Here is a 24,641-nt window from a genome sequence, read left to right on the forward strand (position 1 = left end):
TACTGTGTCCCATGACTAACTCGTCGTAGCGTTTTGTCAGTCGGGCGTCTAGCCCGGTCATTTGATATCCATGCCGTCCCTTTATAGACCAGAATCGGGAGATGTGTAGATACCTATGCTGCGATGGCATCACCCCGGTGTGCCAGAGATACAGTGGCGCCTGCATCGCGAGCAAGCTCGGCTCTCACATCAAAAAAATTGCAGTCAGCCATAGAGGCTCCCACGCCTATCTCCATTCATGCCGATATTGAGGGGGGCATGACTCCCCCTTCCCAGATGAACGCTCCTACGACGCCTGCACCACGAATTCCCCTACATAAAAAGAATCCATTTCTTCGATCAGATATTCCGGAATCTCTAGCACCAACAATCCACCAAGAAATATCCTACGCAACCTGTCGCCTTCCATGAACTTGTCCCCTGGAAGCCATGTCCCTAGGCTTTCTCCGTCGCTGAACACTCAGCGATCGGGTTTGGTAGCCCGGCTCAAATCAAGGCGCACAGGCGTCGCTTTAGCGAATCGGCAGACGTTTTTTTGTCCGCTGTTACGTGTTATGGCGGCTGTGCGCGGGGCGCCTTCGGGCGCGCTGGGTTCCTTGATTCCCGGTCTACCAACCTGCGTACAGCCGCCACCTAAGTCGTTTGGTAGCGATGGGTGGACGGCTCCGTCAATCAAGGAGCTTTAATAGGATGAAAATCGTACCGGATCCACCCGCTTCTCGCCCAAGCGCCTTCCTGCAAACCGCCCAATCCCCCTTCGGCTCCTGCAACAATGCTCATGAATCGCTGTTCCACGTGAACAGTGGCGTCATCGCCGAAGACGCGCTGATTCATCTCTCGCGCCATCTGCAAACCGCCTTCGAAACCGCCACCCGCATCTACAACGTCACGCCCATGCTCGACACCGGTCTGCACTGGTCCACAGTGTGGGCCGTCGATGCGGCAAGGGCGTTGATCGAGGCGCTGCTCAAAGGTGCAGATGACGTGGTGCTGCCGCCCAAGGATGCCGAAGGCGGCCTGTTTATCCCTGGCACTATCCGCACAACGGCTGAACAGGCATTCGGGTATTTCGGAGCCTGTGACTTGCCGATGTTCAGTGTACGCAGCGGCGTGTTGGCGGAGGATGTGCTGGTCCATGTTTCGCTGTATCTGCAGGCGGCGTACACAACGGCCAATGAGGTGTGCATGCTCACGCCTCAGGCAGCAAAAGGGCTGCATTGGGCGACACTGCATGCCATAGAGGCAGCGATGGCGTTGACTGAAGGACTGCTGGAGGGATCAGACAAAATCTGACGCTTTAGATCTGGGCTGCGGCGCAGCCCTTTCAGTGATTGCCCCCCGGCAACCGCGGTTGAGCAAGGGTCGATCCCTTCTGAACTTGAGATTGCCTTCAATCCTCTAAAATCTATAGATGCCATCGGACATACCGGAGTGCCACCATGAGCTATCGCGAGAACAAAACGCAGGCCTTGGCCGATCTGGAGGAGGCGACAGATGACATCCGCCGAACCGACAACCATGCCGAGCGTCTGGAAGCGTTGTACAAGGCTCAGGGCATGCTCTACATGCTGTGGCGTATTGATTGGGTGAGCAGCGAAGACTTCGAAACGCTCAAACTCAAGCTTCTCCAGGCTGACGCGGAGGCGGTGCGGCAGATAGAGGCGACAGCGAAGCCTTCGTGAACCCCATGAGACAAGTCGCCCCGTTACGCAAACGCCGACTACGCTTAGTGGGGCACCGCCACACACGCCTCAAGCCTCTTGATGCAGGGGGGAAACCGGATGACCGGAGAAACAGCGCGCCAGTGCTCGTCACGGGTCTTGCTATCCCTCTTGGCCATTAGCCTGGCGCTGACAGCTGGATGCGCGGGCAAACCTTCCAAGGCTCGCGCTTCAGCCTCTAGCGTGGGCTCCAACTGTTATGCCAAAGCGCTACCCACTTCCGGCGAGGGCGGCCTGGCATGGGGCTCCACCCTGCACATGGCCCGCAAGAAATCCATGGACAATTGCATACGCTATGCCGGCCGATCCGGTGGCACGCCGGATACCTGCCAAGTGGTGTTGGCCCAGTGCAAGGATTGATTGGCTTCGTTCAGCGTTGACTCCGCACCGCCTCGGTGTGCACACCTGATGATTGGCGTGGCGGCTCAGCCTTCGACGCCCGGCTTGCGCTTGCCCATTACATAACAGCACGCGCTCTTTTGCCCGCTGGTCGGTACTGCCACCGGCACTACTGCAATCAGCATCCAACCATCGACCACTCTGGCCTTAACCTCCTCAACGTCAAACACCTCCAGGATCTCGCCCACCTCATGCAGCTGCATGGCCTTGCCTCCTGAGATAAAACTTGAGTGTAACGCCAGCGCCCCTGGGGCCATTTCATTTGTGACTGCCGGTCATCGTCCAGGGGTATATCGACGCCGCCAGAACCGCAGCATAGTTCTACGCTCCGTGTGTTATTCGAGACCTGACTCTAAATGAACGAACCCAAGGAAAAGTCACGCTGGAGCAGCACCGCCATCATTGGCGGCATCGGCAAGGTGATTGATTTCGGCGCCCTGGGCCTGGGGACGCTGATGAGAAGCGAGGGCGGCCAGCTGGTGCCTGGGGTCTCGCGGGCGGAGCCGATCGAGGGTGACTTGCAATTACCCGCCCAGGTCGATGTGGTGGTGATCGGCGGCGGCAATATCGGTGTGATGACGGCGCTGAACCTGGCGGAGCGCGGGGTGCGTGTCTGTCTGTGCGAGAAGGGCGTGATCGCCGGTGAGGCGTCTGGACGCTCGCTGGGTTTTATCGACAGCCTGTTCATGGACCCGGCCAAGGCTGAGCTGATTATCCGGGCCAAGCAGCAGTGGCCAGAAATGAATGCACGGGTCGACGCCGAGACCGGCTACCGCCAGACGGGCGTTGCCGCGTTCATGCAGAATGAAGCGGTGCTCGAAGGCGCACAGCAGTGGCTGGAGGCGGTCAAGGAGATGCCCGGCGTCGAAGCCCGAATCCTTTCACCAAGCGAAGCCGAAAAGCTCGCGCCGGGGCGTTGGGATCGCCTTGTCGGCGCGTTGTACGAACCGACCGATGCGCTGGCCGAGCCGCGGTTGTTTGCCCCTGCCGTCGCCCGTGCAGCGCGCAAGCTGGGCGCGATCGTTGTTCAGAACTGCGCCGTGCGCGGCGTGGAGACCAGCGCCGGAAACATCAGCGCGGTAATCACCGAAAAAGGCCGGATCGGCTGCCAGGCCGTGGTGCTGGCAGGCGGTGCCTGGTCGCCTTTCATGGCCCGCAGTCTGGGCCTGGACATCCCGCAGTTCATGGCATTTTCCAGCGTGGCGCGCGTTGCCCAGACTTCGGGACCAGCCACCGGCCTGGTCTCGACCGATGGCAATTACGTGGTGCGCCCCAACCTTGAGGGTGGCTACGATATCTGCAGGCCCATCGCAGCCACGCCGCTGACGCCCAGCGTGCTGAAGAACCTGAACCGACTCAGGCCCGCGTATGAACAGATGGCGGATCAGTTGAAGCCGGTGTTCAATCTCTCCACCTTTCTCGCCGAATGGCGTATCCCGCGAAAATGGCCGCTGGATCAACCCTCCCCCTTCGAGCGCAACAGGGTGCTGATGCCGGAAACCATGCCCGCCATGCTGGCCGACACCCTCGGCGCCATCTCGCGCAACCTGCCCGATATCGGGCAAGCGCAGATCACCGAACAATGGGCCGGTGTGCTCACCAGTACCCTGGACAACATGCCGGTGATTTCCGCAGTGACCGAACGACCCGGTTTGTACCTGGGCACAGGTTTCTATTTTGGCCTGACCATGGCGCCTGCCGCCGGTGAGGCGCTGGCTGATCTGGCCATGGGCAACAGCCCGAAAATCGACCTGTCGCTGTACCGCTACTCGCGGTTTCACGATGGATCGCCAATCCGGTTTCGCGGTTGAACCGATTGAACACTTCGCGGGCAAGCCCGCGAAGAAGCCAGAGAATGTCGGCTCAGTCGGCCGCCATCATCTGCCGGTAGACTTCATAGGCCGCAATAATGCCGTCCTCGCGCCGAGGATGAAGAGCACCGGGGACGAAACGGGAAGATTGAATACCCTGATAGTTTCGTTCACCGAACGCCTGATCTTCCATGTTGGTGATATGGAAGACTTTGGACACTTTCTGCTTATCGTAATCCTCGCCTTCCACTGCGTCTTCGTGAACGTACCACTCACAAATAAACTGGCATTTGTCGACGCCCAACGGCGTTAATTCCAGCGACACCGCGTGGTCGACGAAAAACACCGGCCCACAAAAGAATGGCCATAACAGGAAGCCGGCGCTCTCGCCGTTTTCAGCCGCCCCCAACGATTTCTTGCTTACCCGCTGACCGTCCATGGAAAAGGTCGACATGCCCTCACGCAGGGGAAAGTGCTGGCCGTTTTGTTTATCGGCGTAAAAGGCCTGGAAGTGACAGGCAATCGCCAGCGAGACATGACCGCCATGAGAGCAGTGATAACACTCCAGGTCATTCTCCAACATGGCTTTCCAGTTGGCATTGATCGTATAGATTTCCCGGTGCGCCAACTTCAGGCGTTCCGGCTCGAAGCCCTGGATTTGCTCATCATTGTTCCAGTGAGCCAGGGCCTGGTTGAGCGAGGGCGGTGTCTCCTTGCCCAGCCAGACGAAGATAAACCCGTGTTTGACGTCACAGACCGCCTCGTGCAAGGGGTATTCATCAAAACGGAAGTCCTGGCCATCGCGAGTACCCGGCACGGTGCGCAACTTGCCGTCGAGGTCATAGGTCCAGTGGTGATAAGGGCAGACAAAACCGTCCGTGCAGCCCTTTGAATGATCGTCCATCAGCCGATATCCACGATGACGGCAGACATTGAAATAAGCACGCAACGCTCCCTGTTTGTCACGCGCAATGATCAGGCTCTCCGGCCCCACTTGCTTGACATAGTAATCGCCAGGCTCAGGCGCAAGGCTTATATGGCCTACCAATAACCACTGACGATTAAATATCTTCTCGATTTCCTTGGCGTATATATCCGGCGAACAGTATTCCGCTCGCGTCAGATTGGTTTTGACCGACGCGGGTGCATCGGTTGCGAGCAGGCGCGGGGAGGCGACTTCACTCATTGGGCTAACCTCTGGAGGGTGTGTGCGGAGAGGTCAATATGGCACAGTAATGTGCCACCAACAACAAACCAGTGCCAACCCAGATATCGACTAACCAATTGATTTATATAGAAAAACAAAAGGGGTCACCTTTTAAGGGGACCCCCACTGTCTTTATTTATGCCGCAAAGAACAAAACCGCCCAGCAAAATTATCGACCGGTATTTTCCAGTGCAAGTGCCGTCTCGGCGCAAGGTCTTGAAGTTCTGAATAACGCGATGGCCAGCAGAATCAACGTGCCGCCCAGGATATCCGCCGAGACAATCATCCAGCCGATGGTTTCAACGGAATATCGGGCAAACAGATACCCACCGAGGCTGCCGGCAATCGCGAATGAAGCGGGAAAGGCACTGAGCACGGCCGCCGAACATCCGCCGCGGGCATCGTATTCAATCCCCAGCCCTTGCATGAACGGCATGCAGAAGTAGATCGCGGCAAGGCTGAATACCATGCCGGGGATAAACAACCCGTGCTGACCGAAGTGAGTCATCAGCATATTGCCGACACTGTGCAGGGCAACCGCCGCCGCGACGATTGCCCACTGGTTACCGCGCCCGGCGAGATAAACACAGAGCAACCCGCTGGGAATCGCCACGAAGGTGCTCAAGCCCAGCACCGAATTGACGTCATCCGGACCCAGGCCGGCCTTTTCACCGATAAAGTGCGAAAAGGTGTAGGAGATCGCACTGCCGCAGCATAGCGAATAGGCGCCCAGTACCAGCAACAACGAGGATCGGTTGGTAAAGCCCAGCACACGCCGTTGCTCGGTACCTGGCAGCACCTTGGCGATCTGCGCCTTGGACCGAGAGGGCAAACCGATCAAGGCAATCGCGCCAATCACCAGCAACAGCGTGCCGGGAATAATGAAAAAGTGACTGCTGCCCATCATCGAGGCGAAGCTTTTGATGTACACCAGCGCCGAGAGCAGCAAGGCGCCAGAACACATATCGAACACATACAGTTTCGGAAAGTGTTTTTCCGCATTCGCCGCGGTGGACAACGCCATGACCGCCACCGCCGACGTCAGCCCGATACCGGTGCCCACGGCACCTCGGATCAAGCCCATCATCCAGAAATCGGGATGGTAATAACTCAGGTACTGGCCACTGACCGCCAGGGTAATACCCAGGATCGCAAAGCCACGGAAGTGTAAGCGCCCGGCAAATTGCGAGCACAACAAAACGGTCAGAAAAGTGGCCGACAACTCGATGGTCAACAACAGCCCGGCACGCTCTTCGCCCAGCCCCGGATAACTCATGAATTGACTGATGGTTTCCGGTGCCATCCACGAACCGAGATCGGACGCCGCAAACAACAGCATGCACGCGGCAATCAAGATGACTGCGCCCCCCTTGGTGTTTTGCGCATCATTCATGACCCGACCCCTGTGCTTTTTTAGTAATAAGAGCGGCTGGAACCCATCCAGCGCCGTTTTAACACCTTACGAGTATTAGGGTCGGCAAAGGTCGGCGCCGATACCCCTTCAAGGTGACCGCCTTCCCACAGTACCCTTCTGCGGGTAGGGCCGGGTCGACAAAGCCTTGATATCGTCGAGTCATGGGGTCGTGGTCACTCCGCCAACCAAGGATTTGTAATGATGAACGCTTCTGAATATGCCAGCTATGACGGCCTGGGCCTCGGCGAACTGATACAACGGGGCGACATCAGTCGCCAGGAGTTGGCCGAAGTCGCCCTGGGCGCGATAGACACCCTGAACCCGCTGGTCAATGCGGTGATCGAAACCTACCCCGCAGCCGCTCAGGCAAGCGCGAAACCTGCGGCAGGCGCTGGGGCGAAATTCGATGGGGTGCCGTTTCTGCTCAAGGACATCGGCTCTCACGATGCCGATGTCACGTTCGAACTGGGCAGCCGCCTGAGCAAAGGCCTCAAGGCCCCACCCTTCGCCTCGGAACTGATCAATCGTTTTCGCCAGTCCGGCGTCACGATCCTGGGCCGCACCAACGTGCCCGAAATGGGCTCAAGCTGCACCACTGAACCCCTTCTGTATGGCCCAACCGGTAACCCCTGGAACCTTGAACGCACCGCCGGTGGTTCTTCGGGCGGCGCTGCGGCGGCGGTGGCCTCGGGCATGGTGCCGATCGCCCACGCCAACGATGCCGGCGGTTCCATTCGCTGGCCGGCGGCCTGCTGCGGCTTGTTCGGCCTCAAGCCCAGCCGCAACCTCAACCCCCATGGCCCCGACACGGCGCTGGCGCTCAATGGCCTGGCGGCGGAACACATCGTTTCACGCACCGTGCGCGACACCGCCGCCATGCTTGACTACACCGCAGGCCCCGATGCCGGTGCCTGGTGCTACACGCCCAGGCTCGATGGTTCCTACCTCGATGCCCTGCAACAACCGCTCAAGCCACTGCGCATTGGTATCAACCTGAACCCGGTGTTCCCGCCGACCACGCTGCAAGCCGAGGTGGTGACGGCGATTCGCGATACCGGGACGCTGTGCGCGTCGCTCGGGCATTACGTGGAGGAAGCCACCTTCACGTTCGATCACGAAACCCTGCTGCGCGCGTTTGCCATTATCTGGTCCTGCAACCTGCGTGCGGGCGTCGAGATGCTGTCCGGGATGACCGGCAATGCCATCGACTCGCATCACCTTGAAGCGCATGTCCTGGTGGCCTGGCGCGATGCTGGCCAGGTCAGCGCCAGCCAGTTGCTGTGGGCGCTGGAGCAAATGAACATCGCCTCACGGGCCTATGGCGAGTTTTTCCAGCGCTATGACGTGATGCTCACCCCCGCAGGCTCCATGGAGCCGTTCGAGATCGGCAAGATCGGCAAGATTGCAACGCCCAGCTTCTTCGAGTGGTTCCTTGAGATGTGCAGCCATTGCCCGTTTCTGTCCACCGCCAACATCGCCGGTATTCCGGCCATGTCCGTGCCCTTGCACTGGAGTGCTGGCGGCCTGCCGGTCGGTTCGCATTTCCTGGCAAAAATGGGCGCCGAAAGTCTGTTATTGCAATTGGCCGCTCAATTGGAAGTGGCGCGTCCCTGGGCACAGAAAGTTCCACCGCATCATATATCCCGTTATCGCTGATTGAATGCTGTAGGAGCAAGGCTTGTCGGAGCGCCGAACCGCTGCGATGGGGGCGCCGCTTTGTTCCTGATACACCGCGGTGTCTGCATCGCAGCGGTTCGGCGCTCCGACAAGCCTTGCGCCTACAGGTGTTAAGTCATTAATCCAGGGGCTCTTTAAATTTAAAGAGTTTGGAACTTCGCACGCCAATAAAAAGCTGAACCTTTGATACCAAACATCAATAAACAGTGATTGAAAGTTCACCCAACGTCCCTCTTTAAGGTGACGGCAAAGTGTATGAATCAGAACACAATCAACCTGGCCCTAAAACAAAAATACAGCAGGTTGCCTCGCCCTTGTCTCGACCTGCCTTCACTGTGGAGTTCCTGCATTGAAAGACTACAGATTGGCCTATGCGATAGGTGTTCTTGCCATGAGCGGATTATCTGCGCCTGCGCAGGCAATCACCTTCGGCAATGATTACGTCGACGGTGAATTCAATACCACCCTGACCACCGGTCTGGGGATGCGCACCGAAAGCCCGGACCCGGACCTGATCAACCGTGGTAACCAGGGTGGCCCGGCCGGCCGCGCCACCCCGAATGTCATGGGCGACCAGGGCGACCTCAACTACGACAAACATGATTTGTTCACCCAATATGTGAAAGGCAACCATGAGCTGCTGCTCAAGTTCCCTGAAGAGTTCACCTTTATGGCGCGGGTCAACTGGCTTTATGACTTCGCCGCGACCCAGACCACCGGCTGGCTCTCCAACCAGACCCTCACCGCCTCGGTGCCTGGCACCATCAAGGATGGACTGCCGCAAGACTCACGCGAGGACTTGCGCTTCAAATCCCGTCTGATGGACCTCTGGGTCAGCAAGCGCTTCTCGATCGGCGATCAACAAGCCCGCTTGCGGGTCGGCAACCAGGTCATCAACTGGGGCGAAACGGTCTTCGCACTCAACGGTATCAACCAGACCAACGCCGTTGACCTGATGCGACTTTCCCAGCCTGGCACGCAGGTCAAGGAAGCGTTGTTGCCTGCCCCGATCGTCAGTTTCGCCACCGGGCTCGGCTCGGGGCTGAACATGGAGGCCTACGTACAGCAGGGCTACAACAAGAGCTACTTCCCGCCCACCGGCAGTTACTGGTCGACCGGTAACGGCATCGGCACCGGCGACAACGCTTACGGGCTGGTGACCAAAAACGCCAGGTCGAGTGGCCAGTGGGGCCTGTCATTGCGCTTCGAGCCCGAGAGCATCCCGGCCAGTTTCGGTGCCTATGTGATCCGCTATCACGACAAGACGCCCAACTTGAGCCTTGACGTGCAACAGGATGGCTCGTTCTCCGAGGCCGGTTGGGTTCATCTGGAAGACCGGATGCTCTACGGCGTCAGCGCCAACACCAACCTCGGCGACTGGGCCGTGGGCAGCGAACTGTCCTACCGCCCCAAGGATGCTGTTTCGCTCAACACCAGCACCGGCTGCGTTGATCGCGGCGGCGAATGCTGGGTCGATCAAAAACGCTGGCAATGGAGCATGAGCGGCACGCTCAGCCTGACCCCCGCCAATGCACGCGGCTTTCTGGATGCCATCGGAGCCGACACCGGCAACTTTATTTCGGAAGTGACCGTCATTCACTTTCCCGAGTTGCGCAAGGCGTACGGCGCCGAGCTGGTCTCGCCAGGCTACTGGAGCTGGGGCAATGAAACAGACCCCACCGCGGCCCCGGAATCCGAAGGCACCAAGACCTCTTCGGGCATCAGTCTGGACTTCAGCGTCACTTACGACGGCAGCATCATCCCGGGCTGGCAGGTCACGCCGGAGATCTACTATTCCCGCGCGCTGCAAGGGCGCACGCCGACGCTGATGGCCAACTACATGAAGGATGCCCAGTCCGCCAACGTGATCGTGACCTTCTCGCAGAACCCGTTGAGCTGGATGTTCGGCATCAACTACGCCACCTATTGGGGAGGGGATTCGCGCTTCGATCAGCCGTGGGGTGACAGGGACTTTATCGGTGCCTATCTCTCTTACAACTTCTGACGTTTAACTTCCCTACTGAGGAATAAAAGATGAAACATCATCTGTTCATCGGCGGCATCGTCGTGGCCCTCGCCAGCAGTCATCTTGCCGCTGCCGGGATTGCGCCTGCGGACATCGGCAAGACACTCACGGCCGCCGGCAGCCCCATGGCCGCGGACGGTCCCATCCCGGCGTATGAAGGGCGGGATCAACCGTTGCCGGGCTGGACGCCGGAAAAAAGCCGTACCACCTTCTGGAAGTACCATAACGAAAAGCCGCTGTTCACCATCGACGCCAGCAACGCCAGCCAATACGCCGATCAACTGACACCCGGCCAGTTGGCGCTGTTCAAGGTCAACCCGGATTACAAGATGGTGGTCTACCCCACCCACCGCAGCTGCAGTTATCCGGACTTCGTGATGGACAACACTCGCCTGAACGTCGGCACCGCCAAGCTGAGCCCCAGTGGTAACGGCATTGCTTCGGGCACCCTGCCAGGCATTCCATTCCCCGCCGCGAGCACCGGCCTTGAAGCCATCTGGAACCACCTGATGCGCTACAGCGGCGTCGGCATGGACTCGGTGGTGCGCACCGTGGTGTCGCCACGGCCGGGAGCGGCAGGGTTTATCGATACCGCAGCGATCACCACCATGTACATGCCACTCAATGCCAAGGGCCAGCAATCGCCCAGCCAGGGTGGCGGCAACTACTTGAGCGCATTTGTACAGCTGAGCGAGCCGCCGGCATTGGCCGGCCAGGCGTTGATCCAGAAGTCGCAGTTCGAGAACGCCCAGGAAAGCTTCATGTACTTCCCTGGCCAACGCCGCGTGCGGCGGATGCCCACCTACGCCTATGACGCGCCCATGCTCGGCTATGAAAACCAGATCATGGTCGACGCCTCCTTCACCTTCAACGGCAACCCGGATCGCTTTGACTGGAAGCTGGTGGGCGAGAAAAACATCTTCGTGCCCTACAACGCCTTCGGCATGTACGACCAGGACGTGAAAGAGAGCGATGTGGTGAACGCCAAATCGCTGAGCCCTGCGGCACGGCGTTATGAACTGCACAAGGTGGTCATGGTCGAGGCCACGGTCAAGGATGGCGTGCGCCACACCGCGCCCAAACGCATGTTCTATCTGGACAGTGACACGTACCTGGCACTGGTCGCCGATGACTACGATGCCCAGGGCAAACTGTGGAAAGTGCGGGAATCGTACCCGATGCCGGTGTGGGAAGTAGAAGGCGCCTGCGCCTTGCTGCCCTACGCTCAATATGACCTGGACAGCGGCCGCTACATCGCCGACTTTATCGTCGCCGGCAACCCGAGCCGCAAGGGCATCCAGTGGTTTCTGGAAAGTAATTCGACCCGCTTTCGCAGCGACTTCTACACCCAGGACAACCTGAGGTCGATCAGCGAGCGTTGATTGGCGCAAACACGCGGGCAAGCTGCAAGGTGGCTTGCCCGCGATGCTTTTGTCGATACTGACGCCCTTCACTCCTGCGGCCATCCCCGGTAGTGTGGCGCTGCCGTACCCCACGGCAGTGACATACACCCGATTCCATGGCGACTCCAGTAATGACCGAAACCAAAGAAATGCGCGTGCTGCGGGCAATCGCTGCCGCGCTGACCATGGACCCGGCCCTGTCCTATCAAAAGCTGGCCGATATCGTCGGTGTCAGCCGTCGCACCCTCTACCGAATCGCCCCGTCACGTGAAGCCTTGCTGGAAAAACTGCGTGAATTCGCCATCGAGGCCAACAGCGCTGCACTGGCGAAACTGACTAACCCGAACCAGCCATTCATCTCCCTGCTGCGTGGCCTGACGGTGGATTTTCTCGCCGATGCACAGCTTTACAGCTTCTGGGCGGCCGACACCTGGGGCAAGGCGGCCGGGCCGCAGTTGCAATCATCCAGTGATGTGGAATTACATCACTACCGCATGACCATGAAAGCCTTCTTCGAGCGCGGCCAGCGCGACGGCAGCCTGCGCGGCGACCTCTCGGCGACGTGGCTGGTACACGCCTATGACGGCCTGCTGTCAGCTGCGGCGGGCACGCTGAACACCGGTACGCTGGCACCCGCCGACTTGCCGGACTTGATCGTCAACACACTGCTCCACGGCGCATCCTCTAGCTAAGACCAGCCCGCTCACGCCCCGCGTCACTCTCGAGGGGTATTGGGCCACGGGCGGGTCTGCCGCACAGTCACTCCATGGTTTTTCAACAGGAGTCACTGATGATCAAGTCGCGTGCGGCGGTGGCGTTCGCCCCCAATCAGCCGCTTCAAATCGTTGAAGTCGATGTTGCAGCGCCCAAGGCGGGTGAAGTGTTGGTTCGTGTGGTCGCCACGGGGGTTTGTCACACGGATGCCTACACCCTGTCCGGACAGGACAGCGAAGGCGTGTTCCCTTGCATTCTGGGTCATGAAGGCGGCGGTATCGTTGAGGCCATCGGCGAAGGTGTGACCTCCCTGCAGGTGGGCGATCATGTGATACCGCTGTATACCGCCGAATGCGGCCAGTGCACGTTCTGCACCTCTGGCAAGACCAATCTGTGCCAGGCGGTACGGGCGACTCAGGGCAAGGGGCTGATGCCAGACGGCACCACGCGTTTCTCCTACCAAGGCGAGCCGATTTACCACTACATGGGTTGTTCGACCTTCTCCGAATACACCGTGCTGCCAGAAATTTCCCTGGCCAAAATCCCTCAGGACGCACCGCTCGAGCAGGTCTGCCTGCTCGGCTGCGGTGTCACCACCGGCATCGGGGCCGTGCTCAATACCGCCAAGGTCACCGAAGGCGCCAGCGTGGCGATTTTCGGGCTCGGCGGCATAGGCCTGGCGGCCATTATCGGGGCGCGGATGGCCAAGGCCGGGCGGATCATTGCCATTGATATCAACCCGGCCAAGTTCGAGGTCGCCCAACGTTTTGGCGCCACTGACTTTATCAATCCGAAAGCCTACAGCCGACCGATCCAGGAGGTGATCGTCGAACTGACTGATGGCGGCGTCGACTACAGCTTCGAGTGCATCGGCAATGTGCAGCTGATGCGCGCGGCGCTGGAGTGCTGCCACAAGGGCTGGGGTGAGTCGACCATCATTGGCGTCGCGCCTGCCGGGGCCGAAATCAGCACTCGGCCCTTTCAACTGGTGACTGGCCGGGTGTGGCGCGGCAGCGCGTTTGGAGGCGTCAAGGGACGTTCCGAACTGCCCAGCTACGTCGAAAAAGCCAAGAGCGGGGAGATCCCGCTGGAAACCTTCATCACCCACCGCCTGGATCTGGAAAGCATCAACGAAGCCTTTGAGCTGATGCACCACGGCCAAAGCATCCGCACGGTTATCCATTTCTGAAACACAAACACCCACAGGGCCCTGCCCACTCTTATCGACCGAGGAATAGCAATGTCCATCTTTACCCACGTGACCGTCGGCACCAATGATCTGGCCAAGTCTCGGGCCTTCTACGACACCGTGTTGGGCGCACTGGAACTCAAGCGCATCGCCGACCTGGGCGACAACGGCTCCATCTGGGGCGTCGATGCACCGTCGTTTTTCGTGCTCAAACCGGCCAACGGCTCACCCGCCACCGTCGGCAACGGCGTGACGGTCAGCTTCCGCGCCCCGAGCCGCGCCGCCATCGACGCCTTCCACAAGGCCGCACTGGAGCTGGGCGCCACCGATGAAGGGCAACCCGGTACTCGCGACTGGGCACCCAACGCCTATGCCGCCTATGCCCGCGATCTGGACGGCAACAAACTGGCCGTCTACTGCTTCGAACCGGCCTGACGCTTCGCCGCAGGCCTTCCCCCTGGCAACCGTGCCAGGGACCACTCGCCAGTGCGCCACAACCGCCGTGTTGTCGGCGCACTTCGTTTTCAAAGGGTCGGACACAACCGACTGCCGAATTTCAGCACCTCAGGATTACAGACAACAGCCACAACAAAGAGGCCCCCTCATGACGCTTCCTGCCGAATCGATCATTGTCCGCTCTCGTAAAGCCGCCAGCCCCATGGCCAACCGTGAAACCCCTTTTATCTTCAACGAGTGGTATGTCGCCGCCTTCGCCTCGGACATTGGCCGGGACCTGATGCCACGCACCCTGCTGGGCAAGCGCGTGGTGCTGTTCCGCACCCTGGACGGCACCGCCGTGGCCATGGACGACCGCTGTGTTCACCGGTCATTCCCGCTGTCACGCAGTACCCTGGAGGGCGACACCATCGTCTGCAACTACCACGGCTTTCGCTATGACGCCCGCGGCGACCTGATCCAGGTGCCGTCCCAGAAAGCCTGCCCGCAAGGCATCGGTATCCGCACCTATCCGCTGCTGGAAAAGGGGCCTTTGCTGTGGATCTGGATGGGCGACGCCGAGCGTGCCGACGAAAGCCTGCTGCCTGACCAGCCCTGGACCCGGGCTGACGACTGGCGCTGCACGCGTGACTATTTTCTGCATCCGGGCAACTACGTCAGCATGCACGAGAACCTGCTGGACCTGACCCACCTCTCGTTCCTGCACGCCAACACCATCGGCACCCCGGACTTCGCACCGGCGCCTTACAAGCTGGGCCTCAAGGAAGGTCACTACAGCCTGGTGCGCAGTGTCATCCCCACCCGCCTGCCAGAAGTCTGGAGCCGATCGACCGGCATCCACGGCGACACGGCTGCGCGGATCATCACCTCGGAGTTTCTCTCGCCTGCCCTGCATCGGGTCGGTGGCCGTTATTACGATACCGCCCTGCCGGAACACTCACGGCCGACCTTTCATATTTTCACCGCCCATATCCTCACACCCGAAACCCGGAACTCCATGCACTACCACATCATCCACGGCCGCGACTTCGCCCTGGACGACGAGGCGCTGGGCCAAGCCATGCATACTGGCCTGATTGCGGCCTTTCAGGAGGATGTCGAGGGGCTGGGTGCGCTGGAGCGGGTGCTGGACAGTGCCGATGAACAGCACTATGAAATCTCCGTGGCCAGCGATGCGCCGGCGGCGGCGATGCGTGTTCACTTGAAACGCCGGGCGGAGCTGGAGCAACAGCGCCTCGGCGCCTGAAACCGGGTAGGAGCCGAGCTTGCTCGCGATGGCTTCCCCGCGGTTGATCTGGCACACCGCGGTGAGGCTATCGCGAGCAAGCTCGGCTCCTACAAAAGCCCCCGCTCGATATCGGTGTGAATCGAGATCGGTGTGGGAGCAAGGCTTGCCCGCGATCAGGGCGACTCGGTCAGTCTGGAATACCGCGGTGCTTGCATCGCGAGCAAGCTTTACTCCAAAAAGCCCCCGCACGATATCGATATGTAATGGAGATCGGTGTGGGAGCAAGGCTTGCCCGCGATCAAGGCGGCTCGGTCGGTCTGGAATACCGCGGTGCCTTCATCGCGAGCAAGCTCGGCTCCTACAAAAGCCCCCGCTCAATATCGGTGTGAATCGAGATCGGTGTGGGAGCAAGGCTTGCCCGCGATCAAGGCGACTCGGTCGTGAAAGGCTCAGGCAAAGCGCCCCAGACTCAGCGCCTGCTGATCCACTTTCGGTTCACTGCCAGTGATCATGTCGGCCACCAACTCTCCCGCCGCAGGCCCCAGGGTCATGCCGAAGGCAAAGCCTGCGGCCACCACCAACCCCGGCATGTTCGACACCGTATCGACAATCGGATTGAAATCCGGGGCAACGTTGATGATGCCTCCCCAACGCTCGGCGATCTTCGCCTGGCGAAACACCGGGAATTCTTGGGCGATGGCGTCAAAGGCCTTGTCCAGCAAGCCATGATCCGGTGTGGGTGCCAGCACTCGGGCTTTTTCGAAAGGTGAAACCTTGTCCAGCGCCCAGCGCCTGGGCACAGCCATGGCGCGGAAGAAGTCGGTGGTCAGGGCCAGGTTCATCTCGTCGCCCATCTCGCGCAATGCCGGCAGAAATTTCCCCAGCAGGCGGAAACTGTCCGGTGTCACCGGCGCCCCCAGGCTATGGGCTCCCAGCGAATAGGACCCGTCGACTTCCTGCTTCCAGGCAGCCGGCCCACCGAAGCCCGAGCCCTGCGGCCCGGCGACCCTGGTGGTGCGCTGCTGCGAAAGGTAGGCCGCCAGCAACGGCAACTCCACCCCCAGGCTCCCCATCAGCAGGCGCGACCAGGCTCCACCCGCGACCACCACGCAGGAAGTCGAGATCACGCCCCGTTCGGTGACCACGGCCGACACCGTACCGGCCTGGGTTTCAATGCCCCGAACCGCGCACGACGCGACAATCTTCACGCCACGCTGTCGGGCTGCGCGGGCCATGACCGAGGTCGTCGCGGCCGAATCGATGCAGCCATCATCGGGCTGGTAGAGCGCCGCCTTCCATGGCGTGCTGGCTCCGGGAATTCGCGCCGCCAGCTCGGCTCCAGACACAATTCGCGCCTGGCTGTCGACCTTGCCCCGCAGCGACTCGATCCAGCGTTCGGCAGTGAGTATCTCTTCATCCGAAGTACACAGCTGCACGTAGCCGCTGGCACGAAAGCCGGTATCGTCGCCCAGCCACGGGTTCATGCCGTGCCACAGCTGTTTGCTGCGTACCGCCAGGCTCTGGATCTGGTCGTCGACACCGTGGTTGGTCACCCAGCCGAACGAGCGACTGGATTGCTCACCGGCCACCACGCCTTTCTCGCAGATCACCACCGACAGGCCGCGCTCGACCAGGTACAGCGCACTGGCCACCCCCAGAATGCCGGCGCCGACAATCACCACGTCAGCCCGGTTCGGCAGCGCGTCATCAGTGGCGACAGGCAAGGCCCGTGAAGCGGTGTCGGTCAGTACACCGCCACGCCCGAGCAGCGGCCCCAGCAAGCTGCCACCCGCCGCCACCGCAGCGCCGAGACCCGCCCCCAACGGGCCCAACAGGCTGCCACCGGCAACCGCTGCTGCACCCACACCTGCACCCATCAAGAGCTTTTGCCTGGACAACATCATTGTGTACGCCTTGATCGTCAGAAATCAGCGAGGCAACCCCGGGGCGGCCCCTCCACGTTTATCGAGCGGGTGCGCTGACCACACCCGACTTGGAGAATGCCACCAACGCGCCGGACGCGGTGGGCACCGCAGCCGTCATGGCCAGGCGGTCGGCCTGGCGTTGCAGTTTGAAACTGCGCCCATGGTCTGCGCTGGTCAGTTGCAGGCCATCGAGGCCGACCGCGTAGACCCGCTCGCCACGCGCGAATATCGACACGATCGAACTGCTCTGGCCCAGCGCCACCGCAGTCCAATGGCCCCCCGCATCGGTTGAACGGAAGAGCGCGCCGCGCAGCCCACCCACCAGCAACGTGCCGTCATCGGCGGCCGCACCGGCCCACAGACTGCCCTGATAACCGGTGGCAACATAGCTCCAGGCATTGCCGCCATCCGTGGAGCGCAACACCATGCCACGTTCACCGGCAACAAACAGGTTGCCACTGTGATCGCCGAACAGGCTGAACAGGTTGAGATCGGGCCTGCGACCATCCGGCAGCGGTGGCAAACTCACACTCACCCAGCGCTTGCCGCCATCGGTGGTGTGCAGCATCAGAGACCAGAGCCCCACTGCCCAGCCTTCGTTGCGGTCGCGAAAATAGACGCTGAACAAGGGTCGATCGACGTCGAAGTCAGATCGTTGCAACGCCCAGTGTTCACCGCCGTCATCAGTGCGCAGGACAACGCCGCCATGCCCCACTGCCCAACCGGTCTGCTCATCGATAAATTGCAGACCGTTCAGCTGCGTGCGAACGGGTACACCGATGGCCTGGCGAAACGTCTGGCCATTGTCATCGCTGAGCAGCACCGTGCCCTGCTCACCGACGGCAACGATACGCTTGCCGGCGGCCTTGGCGGCCAGAATCATCGAACCCGCGGGCTGACGCTGCTGAACGGCCGGCTGCAGCAACAGGTTGCCCAGTAACGGGTCGGACTCGGCAAACGCCAGTTGATCCAAGGCAACGGCCGCCAGCATCAGCCAGGCCAGGCAATGACCGATTCGCGGGCCTCGGACGCCACGCTGAATGAAAGCACGCATACACACTCCGTATTCGCTTAGTGGGCAAACAAACCGCTGGCACGCACCAGGGTCTTTCTGGGAAACAACCGGTCCAGCACCACGGCCAGGGCCGGCAATGCCGTCATGGCCATGACCAGATTGACCAGGAACATGAACGCCAGCAGCTTGCCCATGTCGGCCTGGAACTTGAGTTCGGAGAACGACCAGGTGGCGACGCCGATCGCCAGGGTCAGGGCGGTGAAAATAGTCGCCATGCCGACCTCCAGCAGCGACTTCTCCAGCGCCTCGGACATCAAAGTGCCTTCGGCCAGATGCGCCTGCAGGCGGTTGTAGATGTAGAAGGCATAATCCACGCCGATGCCCACCGCCAGCACCATCACTGGCAAGGTCGCTACGGTCAGGCCGATGTTGAGTTCCTTCATGAACCAGTAGCCGATAAAGGTGCCCACCGTCAGCGGCAAGCAGCAGGCCAGCACCGCACGCCAGTCGCGGTACGCCAGCAAGACCAGAATCACGATGGCGCCATACACATAGAGCATCATCGGCAGCTCGCTGTGCTCCAGCTCTTCATCGGTGGCCGCCAGCACGCCGGCATTGCCGGCGGCCAGGCGAATCCTGACGCCTTCCAGGTGCATGTCGGCGCGAAACCTTTTGACCTCTTCGATCACCCGGCCAATGGTCGTGGCCTTGTGATCGGCCAGGTACAGATGCACCGCCGACATGCTGCAATCCTTGTTCAGGTAGCCACGCACTCGGGCCACATCAACCCCCAGGGCACCGTAGTTTTCCGGGTCCATCGGCACCGCGTTCATGGCCGGATAACCTTCGTTGTAACCCTCGTTGTAGGCTCGCAGCTGGCTGGAAAAGGAAGCGATGGAAATCACCCCTGGCACATCGTGCATACGCCGTACGAACAAGTCTTCGAAGGTGCCGATGGAGGAACGGCCACAGCTTTCGGCTGGCGCCTCGAACACCACGGTCAGCCAGTCCAGCCCCATGTCGTAATGCTCGGTGATCGCCAGCGCATCCTGGTTGAAGCGCGCTTCAGGGCGCAGTTCAGGGGCACCGGCCTCCAGCGTGCCGATCACCCGGTCACGGCTGTTCACCACCGCCAGGGCCAACACCACCAGCGTCAGCATCAGCACCGCCCAGGCATTGCGTGGCCGGGCGACACGCGCCAGGCCACGCAGCCAGTTGGAACGCTGTTCGCGCTTGAGCATGGCCTGCCGGGCATAGCCGGTCGAGGAGCTGAAGCAGGAAGCCATGACCGGCAGCATCACCAGGTTAGTGACGATCTTGAAGCCGACCCCGATCGAAGCGGTGATGGCCAGTTCCCGAACCATCGGGATCGGAATCATCAACAACGTGATGAACGACACGAAGGCAGTGGTCAGCGCCAGCGTGCCGGGGATCAACAGGCCGGTGAAACTGCGGCGAGCGGCCTGCTCGGAGGTGGCACCCAACGACAGTTCGCGAACAATGAAATTGATCTGCTGCACGCCATGGGAAACACCAATGGCGAACACCAGGAACGGCACCAGCACGCCAAGCGGATCAAGCCCGAAGCCCAGCAGCCGGAGCGCTCCGAACTGCCAGACCAGCGAGGTCAGCGAACAGACAATCGGCAGCAGGGTGAAGCGAATGGAGTGGCAGTACCAGTAGACCGCCAGCAGCGTCAGCAGCAGTGCAATGGCGCAGAACACCAGGACATTGGAGGCGCCGTCGGCGATGTCACCGACCTGCTTGGCAAACCCGATGATCTGGACTTCAAAATCCTGGTCTTCGAAGACCTTGCGCAGTTGCGTTTCGAGCACGTGGTTGTAGGCGACGTAATCAAGCTTGGCGCCGTTCTGGTCGTACTCGTAGAGCTCGGCGGTGACCATGGCGCTGCTCTGATCGCGGGCCACCAGGGTGCCGATAAATCCGCCGCGAGTGGTGGCTTCGCGGATTGACTCGATCACTGCGGGCGTCAGCGCGTCGGGAGACACGGTGCCATCGATCAACGGTTCGGCGCGGAAGCCTTCTTCGGTGATTTCGCTGACGAAGCTGTTGGGCGTCCACAGCGATTGCACGCCCACTCGATCCAGGCTGGGCAAGGCCTGCACGGCCTGGGTCAGCTGGTACAAGCGCTTGAGCCCGGCGGCGGTCCAGATGTTGCCTTCGCGAGCCCGCAACACGATGGTCAAGCGGTTGGCGCCGGGTAACTCGCCGCGATACTGCTGGAACGTCTGGACGTATTCGTGGCCGATCGGCAGCTGCTTTTCAAAACCTGCGTCCATGCGCAATTGCAGGGCGTACCAGCCCATCACCAAGGTGAACAGCAACATCACCCCGAGGGTTGATTTGCGGTGTCCAAAGAACAACGTTTCGAGCCACGCCACGCTACGCATCAACACAGTGCGATCCTCTCAGACATGCCAGCGCTTTGCGATATGACTTGGGCTGGTCGAGGTCATCGTGGGCCAGGGTCGAGCGCTTGCCTATACCCGCCGAAAGTGACGGGATGATCCTTACGCGTCCACCGGTGGTAGGAGCAGAGCTCGCTCGCGATGCAGGCGCCGCGGTTTATCTGGTAGACCGCGGTGACGCTATCGCGACGGTTCGGCGCCCCGACAAGCTCTGCTCCTACCGTCCAGTTTCGACGCGGAAAAAAAACCGGACAGCATTGCTGCTGTCCGGTCAGGGCACATGTCAGGGGGCGCTGTCTTCGTGTCAGCGAGGCAACGATTTCAACGCAATCGAGGCATCCTTCAACTGTTCCAGATCGGGCTGCACACCCTCCACCACCAGAGCACGTCCCTGGACATAATCCTTGGCCGCATTGACGCAATCCAGCGCGATGACCCGGCCCTGGCGCAAGTACACCACCGAGAAACATCGAGCGGCCACGTCACCTCGCACCACCGTCTGGTCATGGCCCAGCGACAGGCCGACTGTCTGCAGGCGCAAGTCATACTGGTTGGACCAGAACCACGGCACCGCCTGGTAAGGCTCAGGCACGCCGGCAATCGCCTTGGCCACGGTGGTGGCCATGTCATTGGCGTTCTGCACGGACTCCAGCCGAATCTGCGCACCGTCAGCAAAGGCACTGGCGTGCAAGGCGCAATCGCCGATGGCGTAGACATCCGCCAGGCTGGTCCTGCCGAAGGCATCGACCGCCACACCGTTGCCGCCCTCGGCACCGGCCTTGAGCAAGGGCTCGACGGCAGGAATGATGCCGATGCCGACGATCACCATTTGCGCAGGCAATACCTGCCCGTCCGCCAGCCGCACGCCGGTCACCCGGCCGTCCTGCTCTTCCAGGCATTCCAGCTTGCTGTTCAGGCGCACATCGACGCCATGGGCGCGGTGTTCCTCTTCATAGAATCGTGACAGCGCGGGCCCCGCCACCCGTGCCAGCACCCGATCAAGCGCTTCGAGCACCGTCACCTTTTTGCCGAACTTCGACAGCACCGCCGCCGCTTCCAGACCGATGTAGCCGCCACCGATCACGACCACCTGTTCGACCTGCGGCATCTGGGCCAACATGCGGTCAGCATCAGCCCGGGAACGGACGCTGTGGACACCGGCCAGTTCTGCGCCGACACAACTCAAGCGCCGGGCATGACCACCGGCGGCCCAGATCAGGCGTCCGTACTGGAAAACGCTGCCATCGGCCGTGCAGACCTGATGCAGCTGCGGGTCCACCAACACCACCCGCTGCCCCAGCAACATCTGCACTTCGCGCTCCTCCCAGAACGCTGCCGGGCGAATCAACAGGCGCTGGAACTCCTTCTCGCCGGACAAGTACTCCTTGGACAATGGCGGACGCTCATAGGGCAATTCCGGCTCTTCACCGAGCACCCCGATGGTGCCGGCGAACTTCTGTTGTCGCAGTGCCACGGCGGCTTGTGCGCCCGCATGCCCTGCCCCGACGATCAGCACATCGAACGCTTTCATCGTTCATTCCCTCTTCAATTGGTATTGGCCCTGGGTCTGCAGCAACCGGCGCTCAACCTTCAGGCGCGAGCGTCACCTCAAGGCCATCCAGTTCAGCGGTGAACTGCAGCTGACAGGCCAGTCGCGAATGCGCCTGGCGGTAATCGGAGCTGTCCAGCAAGTCGCTTTCGTCATCGCCAACGGCGCTCATGCGCTCGACGAAGGCCGGTGCCACATACACGTGGCAAGTCGCGCAGGAGCAACAGCCACCGCAGATTGCCAGCAGCTCATCAGCACCGCTGTCGCGAATGATCTCCATGACCGTCAGCCCGGTCTCGGCCTCGATCGGTTTAATGCTTCCATCACGTGTTGTCAGAATCAAAGTGGCCATGACATTTCCCCTCATCGATTGGCGCTGTACTTTTTTGTCTTGTTATCGGCCCAGGCCGAGATCGCGCAGGCGGCCCCGGTAGGCGTTGCTGATGTTGTCGACCGGCAAATGAATTTCGTGGTGCTGGTCAAGGGGCAGGTCCGGTACGGTCATGGCCGAGAGCACCACGATGTCCTCCTGGTTGACGGCTGCCAGGCCCCTGGCAAGGCCTTCACGATCTTCGAGCGTGCCGCGGTAGCGCAGGATCTGGAACACCTTGCATTGGTGGGCGCTGATGGGGCTGGGCAAGTCGCAGGATTCGAGCAGAAAGTCAGGGTCATCATCGACCTCGACCTTGAACTCGATCGCGAATGGCAGCACCACCCGGTAGGTGTAAGTGCAGTGTCTGACACCGTGTGAGGTCTCTATGTAGTTGGCGCGCATGACCACAGAGTCCGCCTGTTGCTCGATGCGCCCCGGCTTGATTGGCGCGGCCTGGTCACCGCCCAGGGTGGCCGCATGCACATAGGGCAAATGGGCGATATCGATGAAGTTCTCCACCTGCCGAGCGGCCGACACGGGCCAGATCTCCGGGTTCAGGTAATTCAACTCTTCAATCGCCGTTTGCGACATCAAGGGCAGGCTTGGCAGATCCGCCGCAGGGTTGTCGCCGATACAGGTCCACATCAGCCCGTGGCGCTCGCGCACTTCGAAGGTGCGCACCCGATAGGACGGTGGAAGGTTTGACCTGGGTCCCAATGCCGGGACATGGGTGCAGCGCCCTGCCCCGTTGAAGCGCAGGCCGTGAAACGGGCAGATGATCTCGCCGTCGACCACGGTCCCCGCACTCAGGCGCACGTGCCGATGCGGGCAGGCATCGAGCGCTGCCGTCACCCTGCCTTCGGTGCAACGGTACAAGACCAGCTCCACATCCAGCAGTTTGACCGCGACCGGCTCGCTGCCGATTTGCGCGGCAATGGCCACCGGGTACCAGAAGTTCGCCAGCACCGCCCAATCATTGGCTGAGATGCCTGAGCTCGACGGGCGCAGGGTGTCGGAAGGTTTGTTGACTATCGGTATGAACATGAGGGTTCTCTTCCACGAATCAGCACGTCGGGGTTGGCGCGGCGGCCTGTTCGGCCTTGATCAAGGCTTCAAGCTTTCTGCGCATGCGCACGCCGCCCACATCGCTGGGCAACAACACGGGTTTGAGGTCCCACAGCTCTGCCCCGCCCATGCGCACCTGGACGGCTTCGACCATGGGTTTGTCTTCACGGTCGAAGGCCTGGATCAGGGTTTCGCGAATCATGTCTTCTTCAAACCCCTCCGGCACCGTGGAGCTCCAGAAGTAATGGGTGGAGGTGGCGGTTTCCGGAGTGAGGATGTGAGCGGAATAAATCGACAGCAAGGCCTGCTCAGCGCCCACAAGTCCCGTGCCGCTGGTGAGGTAATGGGTGCTCGGCGGGCTCCAGCGAATGGTGTCGCAGTGGCGGACCCTGGCTGCAGGAATCACTTGCTCACCGAAGAAGTTGTTCATGCTCTCGGTGATGAACGAGGCCACGACATCACCGTTGTCCTGCTCCCACGACTTGACCTTGGGCCGATAATCTCGCCCGCCCAGGCCCGGGTGGATCAAGGTGGTATGCGACAGGTCCATGAGGTTATCGCTCAACAGCCGGTAGTCGGCCCTGGCGGTGGTCAGGCCGCTGACCCAGCGCTCGCCCGTGCCATGGTGATAGTCGATCAGCGGGATCGCCGCCGTGTCAGCCAATGCCGGTTCCCCCATCCAGATCCAGATCGCATGGTCCACTTCCTGAACCGGGTAGCTCTTGACCTTGGCTGCCGCCGGAATGGCAGCACCAAACGGGTTGTGCACGCATTTGCCGGCACTGTTGAACTGCAGGCCGTGATACGGGCACTCGATGTTTCCGTCCACCAATTGGCCGCGTGACAACGGCGCAAAGCGGTGCGGGCAACGGTCCATCAAAGCGGTCAGGTCACCGGCCTCGGCACTGTTGCGATAGACCACCACCGGCTCGTCGAGCACGGTGCGGGCAAAGGGCGTGTCCAGCACTTCCCGGCTCCAGGCCAGCATGTACCAGGCATTGCGCAGAAACGTTGCTTGCATAGCAGGGTCCACTCTCATC

At 60.9% G+C, this 24,641-nt stretch carries 21 protein-coding genes; 11 read left to right on the plus strand and 10 right to left on the minus strand.

Translation table 11 applies throughout. The features are described from left to right. Window positions 1-690 precede the first annotated feature (690 nt). The 3 genes from GUY40_RS25000 to GUY40_RS28480 all read left to right on the plus strand — a co-directional run bounded on the left by GUY40_RS25000 (window position 691) and on the right by GUY40_RS28480 (window position 2,081). Window positions 691-1,293 (plus strand): hypothetical protein, encoded by a 603-nt coding sequence (locus tag GUY40_RS25000; protein ID WP_166571588.1) that lies wholly within the window; start codon window positions 691-693, stop codon window positions 1,291-1,293. A 146-nt stretch (window positions 1,294-1,439) separates the two neighbouring features. Beyond that, window positions 1,440-1,682 carry a hypothetical protein gene (locus tag GUY40_RS25005; RefSeq protein WP_166571589.1) on the plus strand — a complete coding sequence of 81 codons (243 nt, stop codon included), beginning with the start codon at window positions 1,440-1,442 and terminating at the stop codon, window positions 1,680-1,682. 99 nt (window positions 1,683-1,781) lie between these two features. After that, window positions 1,782-2,081, plus strand: coding sequence for a hypothetical protein (locus GUY40_RS28480; protein ID WP_166571590.1), 300 nt, complete (start codon window positions 1,782-1,784; stop codon window positions 2,079-2,081). Between the two features lie 65 nt (window positions 2,082-2,146). Here GUY40_RS28480 and GUY40_RS25015 read toward each other — a convergent pair whose 3' ends face one another. Beyond that, the gene (locus GUY40_RS25015) at window positions 2,147-2,323 is read right to left on the minus strand and encodes a hypothetical protein (RefSeq protein WP_166571591.1); all 177 of its coding nucleotides are present in this window, start codon (window positions 2,321-2,323) and stop codon (window positions 2,147-2,149) included. Window positions 2,324-2,476: 153 nt separating this feature from the next. Here GUY40_RS25015 and GUY40_RS25020 point away from each other — a divergent pair, with 153 nt between their 5' ends. Then, window positions 2,477-3,931 carry an FAD-binding oxidoreductase gene (locus tag GUY40_RS25020; protein WP_166571592.1) on the plus strand — a complete coding sequence of 485 codons (1,455 nt, stop codon included), beginning with the start codon at window positions 2,477-2,479 and terminating at the stop codon, window positions 3,929-3,931. A gap of 52 nt (window positions 3,932-3,983) precedes the next feature. Here the strand turns inward: GUY40_RS25020 and GUY40_RS25025 are convergent, their stop codons facing one another. Both GUY40_RS25025 and GUY40_RS25030 read right to left on the minus strand, forming a co-directional pair. After that, entirely contained in the window at window positions 3,984-5,117 is a 1,134-nt protein-coding gene (locus tag GUY40_RS25025) for an aromatic ring-hydroxylating dioxygenase subunit alpha (RefSeq protein ID WP_166571593.1), read from the minus strand. A gap of 190 nt (window positions 5,118-5,307) precedes the next feature. Then, the gene (locus tag GUY40_RS25030; protein ID WP_166571594.1) at window positions 5,308-6,531 is read right to left on the minus strand and encodes an MFS transporter; all 1,224 of its coding nucleotides are present in this window, start codon (window positions 6,529-6,531) and stop codon (window positions 5,308-5,310) included. Window positions 6,532-6,750: 219 nt separating this feature from the next. On the opposite strand from GUY40_RS25030, the gene GUY40_RS25035 reads away from it, so the two are divergent. From GUY40_RS25035 to GUY40_RS25065, 7 genes are all read left to right on the plus strand, one after another. Next, window positions 6,751-8,208, plus strand: coding sequence for an amidase (locus tag GUY40_RS25035; protein WP_166571595.1), 1,458 nt, complete (start codon window positions 6,751-6,753; stop codon window positions 8,206-8,208). Window positions 8,209-8,593: 385 nt separating this feature from the next. Beyond that, window positions 8,594-10,234 carry a DUF1302 domain-containing protein gene (locus GUY40_RS25040; RefSeq protein WP_371924964.1) on the plus strand — a complete coding sequence of 547 codons (1,641 nt, stop codon included), beginning with the start codon at window positions 8,594-8,596 and terminating at the stop codon, window positions 10,232-10,234. Window positions 10,235-10,263: 29 nt separating this feature from the next. Beyond that, window positions 10,264-11,637 (plus strand): DUF1329 domain-containing protein, encoded by a 1,374-nt coding sequence (locus GUY40_RS25045; RefSeq protein ID WP_166571597.1) that lies wholly within the window; start codon window positions 10,264-10,266, stop codon window positions 11,635-11,637. Window positions 11,638-11,789: 152 nt separating this feature from the next. Next, entirely contained in the window at window positions 11,790-12,350 is a 561-nt protein-coding gene (locus tag GUY40_RS25050) for a TetR/AcrR family transcriptional regulator (protein ID WP_166571598.1), read from the plus strand. A gap of 98 nt (window positions 12,351-12,448) precedes the next feature. Beyond that, window positions 12,449-13,561 carry an S-(hydroxymethyl)glutathione dehydrogenase/class III alcohol dehydrogenase gene (locus GUY40_RS25055; protein WP_166571599.1) on the plus strand — a complete coding sequence of 371 codons (1,113 nt, stop codon included), beginning with the start codon at window positions 12,449-12,451 and terminating at the stop codon, window positions 13,559-13,561. Between the two features lie 51 nt (window positions 13,562-13,612). Beyond that, a complete protein-coding gene (locus GUY40_RS25060; protein ID WP_166571600.1) occupies window positions 13,613-13,996 on the plus strand; it encodes a VOC family protein in 384 nt (127 codons plus the stop codon). A 169-nt stretch (window positions 13,997-14,165) separates the two neighbouring features. Beyond that, the gene (locus tag GUY40_RS25065; protein WP_166571601.1) at window positions 14,166-15,263 is read left to right on the plus strand and encodes an aromatic ring-hydroxylating dioxygenase subunit alpha; all 1,098 of its coding nucleotides are present in this window, start codon (window positions 14,166-14,168) and stop codon (window positions 15,261-15,263) included. A 431-nt stretch (window positions 15,264-15,694) separates the two neighbouring features. Here GUY40_RS25065 and GUY40_RS25070 read toward each other — a convergent pair whose 3' ends face one another. The 7 genes from GUY40_RS25070 to GUY40_RS25100 form a co-directional block, all read right to left on the minus strand. After that, window positions 15,695-17,149 carry an FAD-binding oxidoreductase gene (locus GUY40_RS25070; protein ID WP_166571602.1) on the minus strand — a complete coding sequence of 485 codons (1,455 nt, stop codon included), beginning with the start codon at window positions 17,147-17,149 and terminating at the stop codon, window positions 15,695-15,697. Window positions 17,150-17,207: 58 nt separating this feature from the next. Next, window positions 17,208-18,224 (minus strand): YCF48-related protein, encoded by a 1,017-nt coding sequence (locus GUY40_RS25075; RefSeq protein WP_166571603.1) that lies wholly within the window; start codon window positions 18,222-18,224, stop codon window positions 17,208-17,210. Window positions 18,225-18,241: 17 nt separating this feature from the next. After that, window positions 18,242-20,596, minus strand: coding sequence for an efflux RND transporter permease subunit (locus tag GUY40_RS25080; protein WP_166571613.1), 2,355 nt, complete (start codon window positions 20,594-20,596; stop codon window positions 18,242-18,244). A 322-nt stretch (window positions 20,597-20,918) separates the two neighbouring features. Continuing rightward, window positions 20,919-22,145 (minus strand): NAD(P)/FAD-dependent oxidoreductase, encoded by a 1,227-nt coding sequence (locus GUY40_RS25085; protein WP_166571604.1) that lies wholly within the window; start codon window positions 22,143-22,145, stop codon window positions 20,919-20,921. A gap of 52 nt (window positions 22,146-22,197) precedes the next feature. Continuing rightward, entirely contained in the window at window positions 22,198-22,515 is a 318-nt protein-coding gene (locus GUY40_RS25090) for a 2Fe-2S iron-sulfur cluster-binding protein (protein WP_166571605.1), read from the minus strand. 42 nt (window positions 22,516-22,557) lie between these two features. After that, on the minus strand, window positions 22,558-23,580 hold the full coding sequence (locus GUY40_RS25095) for a Rieske 2Fe-2S domain-containing protein (protein WP_166571606.1): 1,023 nt from the start codon (window positions 23,578-23,580) through the stop codon (window positions 22,558-22,560). 19 nt (window positions 23,581-23,599) lie between these two features. Continuing rightward, window positions 23,600-24,622, minus strand: a complete 1,023-nt coding sequence (locus GUY40_RS25100) for an aromatic ring-hydroxylating dioxygenase subunit alpha (RefSeq protein WP_166571607.1) — start codon at window positions 24,620-24,622, stop codon at window positions 23,600-23,602. Between the last annotated feature and the right edge of the window lie 19 nt (window positions 24,623-24,641).

Origin of the sequence: Pseudomonas sp. R5(2019) (genome assembly GCF_009905435.1) — a bacterium.
Classification (GTDB): domain Bacteria; phylum Pseudomonadota; class Gammaproteobacteria; order Pseudomonadales; family Pseudomonadaceae; genus Aquipseudomonas.

What these genes read in the sequence shown, in the direction of transcription:
- GUY40_RS25000 (WP_166571588.1), top strand. Translation starts at nt 691, where the DNA reads ATGAAAATCGTACCGGATCCACCCGCTTCTCGCCCAAGCGCCTTCCTG.
- GUY40_RS25005 (WP_166571589.1), top strand. Translation starts at nt 1,440, where the DNA reads ATGAGCTATCGCGAGAACAAAACGCAGGCCTTGGCCGATCTGGAGGAG.
- GUY40_RS28480 (WP_166571590.1), top strand. Translation starts at nt 1,782, where the DNA reads ATGACCGGAGAAACAGCGCGCCAGTGCTCGTCACGGGTCTTGCTATCC.
- GUY40_RS25015 (WP_166571591.1), bottom strand. Translation starts at nt 2,323, where the DNA reads ATGCAGCTGCATGAGGTGGGCGAGATCCTGGAGGTGTTTGACGTTGAG.
- GUY40_RS25020 (WP_166571592.1), top strand. Translation starts at nt 2,477, where the DNA reads ATGAACGAACCCAAGGAAAAGTCACGCTGGAGCAGCACCGCCATCATT.
- GUY40_RS25025 (WP_166571593.1), bottom strand. Translation starts at nt 5,117, where the DNA reads ATGAGTGAAGTCGCCTCCCCGCGCCTGCTCGCAACCGATGCACCCGCG.
- GUY40_RS25030 (WP_166571594.1), bottom strand. Translation starts at nt 6,531, where the DNA reads ATGAATGATGCGCAAAACACCAAGGGGGGCGCAGTCATCTTGATTGCC.
- GUY40_RS25035 (WP_166571595.1), top strand. Translation starts at nt 6,751, where the DNA reads ATGATGAACGCTTCTGAATATGCCAGCTATGACGGCCTGGGCCTCGGC.
- GUY40_RS25045 (WP_166571597.1), top strand. Translation starts at nt 10,264, where the DNA reads ATGAAACATCATCTGTTCATCGGCGGCATCGTCGTGGCCCTCGCCAGC.
- GUY40_RS25050 (WP_166571598.1), top strand. Translation starts at nt 11,790, where the DNA reads ATGACCGAAACCAAAGAAATGCGCGTGCTGCGGGCAATCGCTGCCGCG.
- GUY40_RS25055 (WP_166571599.1), top strand. Translation starts at nt 12,449, where the DNA reads ATGATCAAGTCGCGTGCGGCGGTGGCGTTCGCCCCCAATCAGCCGCTT.
- GUY40_RS25060 (WP_166571600.1), top strand. Translation starts at nt 13,613, where the DNA reads ATGTCCATCTTTACCCACGTGACCGTCGGCACCAATGATCTGGCCAAG.
- GUY40_RS25065 (WP_166571601.1), top strand. Translation starts at nt 14,166, where the DNA reads ATGACGCTTCCTGCCGAATCGATCATTGTCCGCTCTCGTAAAGCCGCC.
- GUY40_RS25070 (WP_166571602.1), bottom strand. Translation starts at nt 17,149, where the DNA reads ATGATGTTGTCCAGGCAAAAGCTCTTGATGGGTGCAGGTGTGGGTGCA.
- GUY40_RS25075 (WP_166571603.1), bottom strand. Translation starts at nt 18,224, where the DNA reads ATGCGTGCTTTCATTCAGCGTGGCGTCCGAGGCCCGCGAATCGGTCAT.
- GUY40_RS25080 (WP_166571613.1), bottom strand. Translation starts at nt 20,596, where the DNA reads ATGCGTAGCGTGGCGTGGCTCGAAACGTTGTTCTTTGGACACCGCAAA.
- GUY40_RS25085 (WP_166571604.1), bottom strand. Translation starts at nt 22,145, where the DNA reads ATGAAAGCGTTCGATGTGCTGATCGTCGGGGCAGGGCATGCGGGCGCA.
- GUY40_RS25090 (WP_166571605.1), bottom strand. Translation starts at nt 22,515, where the DNA reads ATGGCCACTTTGATTCTGACAACACGTGATGGAAGCATTAAACCGATC.
- GUY40_RS25095 (WP_166571606.1), bottom strand. Translation starts at nt 23,580, where the DNA reads ATGTTCATACCGATAGTCAACAAACCTTCCGACACCCTGCGCCCGTCG.
- GUY40_RS25100 (WP_166571607.1), bottom strand. Translation starts at nt 24,622, where the DNA reads ATGCAAGCAACGTTTCTGCGCAATGCCTGGTACATGCTGGCCTGGAGC.